This window comes from Tardiphaga sp. (assembly GCF_028290495.1).
Taxonomy (GTDB): domain Bacteria; phylum Pseudomonadota; class Alphaproteobacteria; order Rhizobiales; family Xanthobacteraceae; genus Tardiphaga.
This window is the reverse complement of sequence record NZ_JAQGJT010000072.1, coordinates 1-6,213: the sequence shown is the minus strand read 5'-3', so window position 1 is coordinate 6,213 and position 6,213 is coordinate 1. Positions and strand designations below refer to the sequence as shown.

At 62.4% G+C, this 6,213-nt stretch carries 5 protein-coding genes and 1 pseudogene; 5 read left to right on the top strand and 1 reads right to left on the bottom strand.

Annotated elements, in window-relative coordinates; all coding sequences use genetic code 11:
• Positions 1–236: pseudogene (locus JWQ24_RS13395) on the top strand (isocitrate/isopropylmalate family dehydrogenase); the annotation flags it as partial.
• 79 nt (positions 237–315) lie between these two features.
• Positions 316–2,379, top strand: a complete 2,064-nt coding sequence (locus tag JWQ24_RS13390) for a prolyl oligopeptidase family serine peptidase (protein WP_299808548.1) — start codon at positions 316–318, stop codon at positions 2,377–2,379.
• A 147-nt stretch (positions 2,380–2,526) separates the two neighbouring features.
• Here the strand turns inward: JWQ24_RS13390 and ybaL are convergent, their stop codons facing one another.
• On the bottom strand, positions 2,527–4,209 hold the full coding sequence (ybaL, locus tag JWQ24_RS13385) for a YbaL family putative K(+) efflux transporter (RefSeq protein WP_299808546.1): 1,683 nt from the start codon (positions 4,207–4,209) through the stop codon (positions 2,527–2,529).
• Positions 4,210–4,633: 424 nt separating this feature from the next.
• Here ybaL and JWQ24_RS13380 point away from each other — a divergent pair, with 424 nt between their 5' ends.
• The 3 genes from JWQ24_RS13380 to JWQ24_RS13370 all read left to right on the top strand — a co-directional run.
• Complete coding sequence (locus JWQ24_RS13380) at positions 4,634–5,137, top strand: hypothetical protein (protein ID WP_299808543.1); 504 nt, start codon at positions 4,634–4,636, stop codon at positions 5,135–5,137.
• A 35-nt stretch (positions 5,138–5,172) separates the two neighbouring features.
• Positions 5,173–5,505, top strand: coding sequence for a GYD domain-containing protein (locus tag JWQ24_RS13375; protein WP_299808539.1), 333 nt, complete (start codon positions 5,173–5,175; stop codon positions 5,503–5,505).
• 158 nt (positions 5,506–5,663) lie between these two features.
• Positions 5,664–6,213, top strand: a 550-nt coding sequence (locus JWQ24_RS13370) for a class I SAM-dependent methyltransferase (protein ID WP_299808536.1), incomplete at its 3' end; no start/stop codon positions are given.

Sequence of the window (6,213 nt, the reverse complement as noted above, 5' to 3'; positions counted from 1 at the left end):
CCTCGATCTTCGCCTGGACCCAGGGTCTGGCCCACCGCGCCAAGCTCGACAACAATGCCGAGCTGGCGAAGTTCTCCAAGACGCTGGAGAAGGTCTGCGTCGACACCGTCGAAGCCGGCTACATGACCAAAGATCTCGCGCTCCTGGTCGGCGCCGACCAGCGCTGGCTCTCGACCACGGGCTTCCTCGACAAGGTCGCGGAAAACCTGACCAAGGCGATGGCGCCCGCCGCTTAAGTCCGGGCCACGCTGAACGCACCAACAGGGTCCGGGCTGCCGCAAGGCGCCCGGACTTTTCTTTTGAGGGAGATCGACGATGGCTTCAAACAACCCGGCCGATGGCCATAACGATCCCCTGCTCTGGCTCGAGGAGATCGAGGGCGAGCGCGCGGTAGCCTGGGTCGAGGCGCAGAATGCCCGCACCGATGCGGCGCTGTGCGACGACGCCTACCGCGCCGACTTCGACGCCGTGCTGAAGATCCTCAACGCCGACGACCGGATTCCCTTCGTCGGCAAGTCCGGCGACCACCTGTATAATTTCTGGAAGGACGCCGCCCATCCGCGCGGCCTGTGGCGGCGCACGACGCTCGCCTCCTACAAGACCGATGCGCCGAACTGGGATGTGCTGCTCGACATCGACGCGCTCAACGCGGCCGAAGGCATCTCCTGGGCGTTTGCCGGCGCGGCGCGCTCGCCGGACAAAAGCCGCGCACTGATCAGCCTTTCATTCAACGGCACCGACGCCATCGAAGTCCGCGAATTCGATATCGCCGGCAAAAGCTTTGTCGCTGAAGGCTTCTTCATTCCGAAGGGCAAGACACAGGTGAATTGGCAGGATCAGGACACGCTGCTGTTCGGCAGCGCACAGACGCCCGATGACACTACCGAGGCCGGCTATGCCCGCGTGGTCCGTAAATGGAAGCGCGGCACGCCGCTGGCCTCCGCGGAGACGGTGTTCGAGGCCGAGAAGCAGGACGTCGCGGCGTGGTTCGGCGTCAACTGCCGGCCGACGCATCGGCGCGCGATGTATTGGCGCGCGCTGGATTTTACGCGCTCGCATATCTTCGTCGAACAGGCGGAGGGACCGCATGCTGGACAGCGCGTGCGGCTGGACTTACCCGACGAAGTCTCGATCGGCTGCGACGCCGACGATCTCATCGTCAGCCCGAAGCACGACTGGACCGTCGGCGATATCACCATCCCGACCGGCGCGGTCGCCATCATCAATCTCGATCGCTTCATCGGCGGCGCCCGCGACTTCGAGATCGTCTTCACGCCGACGCCGACCCGCGCGCTGCAATCCTGGCTCGAGACACGGCACGGCGTGGTGCTGGAAATCCTCGACAATGTTCGCGGCCGCATCACGCTGGCGGCGCGCGATGGTGAAGGCTGGCGCGAGAGCCCGCTTCCCGATCTGCCGGACAACGCCTCGATCAGCGCCTCGGCGTTCGGCGGCGAGGACGATGCGGATCTTGGCGAGGACGTGCTGCTGGCGGTGACCGGCTTTGACCGGCCCACCACCACTGCTTTATGGCATGGCGCCGGCGCCCTGGAAGAGCTGAAGCATTCGCCAATGTCGTTCAAGGCCGATGGCATCGAGGTGAAGCAGTGCCACGCGGTCGCCGCGGACGGCACCAAAATTCCCTACTTCCTTATCGGCAAGAACCTCGGCGACCAGAGCACGCCGCGGCCGACGATCCTGTACGGCTATGGCGGCTTCGAAGTGTCGCTGACGCCGTCTTACATGGGCGTCACCGGCAAGCTCTGGCTGGAGGCCGGCAATCTTTACGCGCTGGCCAATATCCGCGGCGGCGGCGAATTCGGCCCGGCGTGGCATCTCGCCTCGCGAAAGGTGACCAAACATGTAGCGCATGACGATTTCGCGTCAGTCGCGCGCGATCTCGCGGCATCAGGGGTCACGTCCGCCGCGAAGCTGGCCTGCCACGGCGGCAGCAATGGCGGCTTGCTGGTCGGCAACATGCTGACGCGCTATCCGGAATTGTTCGGCGCGATCTGGTGCAGCGTGCCGCTGCTCGACATGGCGCGCTACACCAAGCTGCTCGCCGGCCAGAGCTGGATTGCGGAGTATGGCGATCCGGAAATTCCGGACGAGTGGGCGTTCATCCGGAAATTCTCGCCGTATCATCTGATCGAAGAAGGCCGGACCTATCCGCCGATCTTCATCACCACCAACCGCACCGACGACCGCGTCCATCCCGGCCACGCCCGCAAGATGGCGGCGCGACTGGAAGAACTGGGCTATCCCGTATGGTTCAACGAAACCGTCGCCGGGGGTCATTCCGGCGCGGTGGACAACAGCAAGCAGGCGCAAAGTCAGGCGCTCGGATTTGCGTTTCTGCGCCGGACGATCGCGAAGTAACACGCTCTGTCGTTCCGGGGCGCGAGCGCAGCAGCGCGAGCGAACCCGGAACCCCGACATGTGGATCCTCCTCATCTCGGGATTCCGGACCTGCATCAGCCGGCTACGTCGTCTGCTGCATCCCGGAATGACAGCTTGTTGTCGCCGTTACGCCGTCGCCACCGCGCCCGTCCCGATCTGCGCGATCATTGCCTTGGCGATTTCCTGTTCGCCCATGATCACGACATTGGCGCCGTGGTGCTTGAGATGAGCGATCTCTTCCTCGGAATGGGCGCGCGCGATGATCGGCAGCGTAGCTGACAGCGCGCGGGCCTTGGCGACGATCTGGCCGCCCTCGAAGGCGTCGGGGATCGCCACCAGCAGGCCTCGCGCGCCGGCAACGTTGGCGGCCTGCAGCATATCGGGCGCTGCCGCATTGCCGAGCAGAACCTCGACGCCGTCCTTGTGTAACTGCTCGACGAGCCCCGGACTGTCCTCGATCACCAGCACCGAGGTGCCGCTTTGGCGCAGCGCGGCGCTGACCACCTTGCCGACGCGGCCGTGGCCGATCAGCACGACGTGATTGCTGAGTTGGGTTTCCGGCAATGGCACCCGCGGCACGGCCTTATCCGCGGTAGCCTTCGCTGCAACCTTGGCGTCGTCCTTTGCCAGAAAACGATCGAGCAGCGCGAAGAACATCGGATTGAGCATGATCGAGATGATCGCGCCGGCCAGCACCAGGTCGCGGCCGCGGTCCGGCAGCAGCGCGAGGCTGACACCGAGACTGACGAGAATGAAAGAGAACTCGCCGATCTGCGCCAGCGACGCGGAGATCGTCAGCGCGGTCGACGTGGGGTAACCGAACAGCCGGACGATGCCGAAGGCGGCAATCGACTTGCCGAAGATGATGATCAGCACGGTGGCGAGCAGTGGCAGCGGCTCGCGCAGGACGATGGCGGGATCGACCAGCATGCCGACCGAGACGAAGAACAGCACCGCGAAGGCATCGCGCAGCGGCAACGTCTCGCTGGCGGCGCGCTGGCTCAGCTCGGATTCACTGAGGATCATGCCGGCGAAGAATGCGCCGAGCGCGAACGACACGTCGAACAGGATCGCCGCGCCGAAGGCGACGCCGAGCGAGATCGCAAATACCGCGAGCCGAAACAACTCGCGCGAGCCGGTATGCGCCACGTAATGCAGCAGCCACGGAATCACGCGACGGCCCACCACCAGCATGAACACCACGAAGGCCGCGACCTTGCCGAGCGTGACCAGCACTGGCATCGCGATCGCGGAAAGATCGGCGCCTTGGCCGGCCTCGCCATTCAGGATGCCCGCAAGCGCTGGCAGCAGCACCAGCGTCAGCACCATCGCAAGGTCTTCGACGATCAGCCAGCCGACCGCGATGCGGCCGCGCTCACTATCGACGAGCCGCCGCTCCTGCAGAGCGCGCAGCAGCACCACGGTGGACGCCACCGACAGCGCAAGGCCGAACACCAGCCCACCGCCGATCGGCCAGCCGAGCAGGTGGCCGAGGCCCATGCCGAGCAGCGTCGCAACGGTGATCTGCACCACCGCCCCGGGGATGGCGATCTTTCGGACCGAGAGCAGGTCCTTCATCGAGAAATGCAGTCCGACGCCGAACATCAGCAGGATGATACCGATTTCCGCGAGTTCATTGGCGATGTTCTGATTGGCGACATAACCGGGCGTGAACGGCCCCATCAGCACGCCGGCCATCAGGTAGCCGACCAGCGGCGAGACGCGGATGCGATGCGCGAGGGTACCGAGAATAAAAGCCAGCACGAGGCCGACGACGACGGTGGAAATCAACGGGGTGTTATGGCTCATGCCGCATTTTGCCGCATCGGAACACGTATTTCTACCCGCGCGACGGCTACCGATCGCCGCGGTTGAGTGACCTTGAAAATTTCAGAAAAGACCACTGGCGATAGGACACGTGAGATTCACACGCGATACTCCCTCCCCGTCATTGCGAGGAGCACTTGCGACAAAGCAATCCAGTCTTCCCGTGGCTTCTGGATTGCTTCGCTCAAACGAAATTGGCGGAGCCAGTTTCGTTTGGCTCAGGATCTATTATTTTCTTGCGGAGAGGTGTGTGGGCTACCCCCTCATTTTTCCCAGGTTCGTTAGCTCAACCGATCGAAATAGACCGCCGACCGATTCAATTTAGGTAAGCACTGCTGCTTGTCATTACGGGGGGGCGGACTAAAAGGACTTCCCCTCAAGCAGGCAATGGGCAGACGAGGATCAAATGATCATCAAGCCCAACGAATCATGGCATACGCGCTCGACCCTCAGCAGGTTGGCGCACGTCCTCGAACGGATCGGACTCGCTTTGGTCGGGGCCGCCTGTGGGTTGTTCGTTGCCGAGGCAAGTCGCTTCATCGAACTCATTGGTTCGGCTGAAGCCGTGCTCGCCATGATCATCTACGGGGCCACCGGCTTTTATCTCGGGATCGATCTGCCCCAGGCTCCTCCCGATCACCGCACACATCTGCCGCTATGGCATGGGCTGGGCACCAGTGCGGATATGGTGGAACTGCTAACTGCGGCCGGCACTTTCCTAACCTCGGTGGCGGCGATGGCATCAGTCTCCAGTATCGTTCTAGGCGAAACCTTGGGCGCCGGCACGGCTGGCATCATCTGTTTGAGCTGGGCAATCGGCGCCACCATGCAGACCGGCGCCGGCATCATCGCGCGAATAATGATTGGCCGTGCCGTGAAAACGGCGAAGCTCGCGCTGTTCTTCCGGTGAAAGGTCAGGATCATCTCGGCTGACGGAGTTTGAACATGCCGCTCTATATGTATCAGGCTGCCTACACGGCAGAATCATGGGCAGCGCAAATGAAGAATCCGCAAAACCGCGTTGAATCCGTTGGACGGCAGGCGACTCAGGTCGTCGGAGGAACGATGATCGGTGGCTGGTATTGCTTAGGCAAATATGACGTTATTCTGATCGCCGACGTGCCGAATATCGAGAGCATGGCGGCCATCGCCGTAGCGATTGCGGCGGGTGGCGCAATCAAATCCAGCCATACCACTGCATTGATGACCGGGGCGGAACTTGTGGCTGCCCTGAAGAAGTCGGAGTCCGTCGTCAAAGGTTATAAGCCCGCCCGATAGAAACGCCGGGCTTCGATCACCCGCATTCGAGTTGAGCCGGTTGGCCTACAGCCGACATCGCCGCATATCCTGTTGGACGGCTCTCGGTCGAGAGCGACCCAAAGCCGACAACTACATGCTAGTCTCGCGAGCGATCAAACGAACAGCGGATGATAGCAATGCTGGAAACGGACAAGGTGTTCGCTGACTCAATTCCGGAAAACTACGACCGCTACATGGTGCCGTTGATTTTCGAGCCGTTCGCCGCAGATCTTGCACAACGAGCGGCGTCCTTGTCGCCAAGCACCGTTTTGGAAACCGCCGCGGGTACCGGAGTTGTCACCCGCGCATTGGCGCCAAAACTGTCCCCCGGCGCAGTTTATATAGTAACCGACTTCAACCAACCGATGCTCGACTACGCCGCTTCGCGACAAGCTCCCGACAGTCGCATCAAACGGCGCCAAGCGGATGCTCTGGCGCTGCCGTTTGAAAATGCGGCCTTCGATCTCGTTTGTTGTCAGTTCGGCGCGATGTTCTTTCCCGACCGCTCATCTGCCTACCGCGAAGCAAAGCGAGTCCTGAAGCCCGGAGGACATTTTTTATTCAACGTATGGGATCGCATCGAGGAGAATGTATTTGCGGATGATGTGACGAATGCTCTCGCAAAGATTTTCCCGAACGATCCGCCGCGCTTTCTGGCACGCACGCCGCACGGCTACCACGATACGG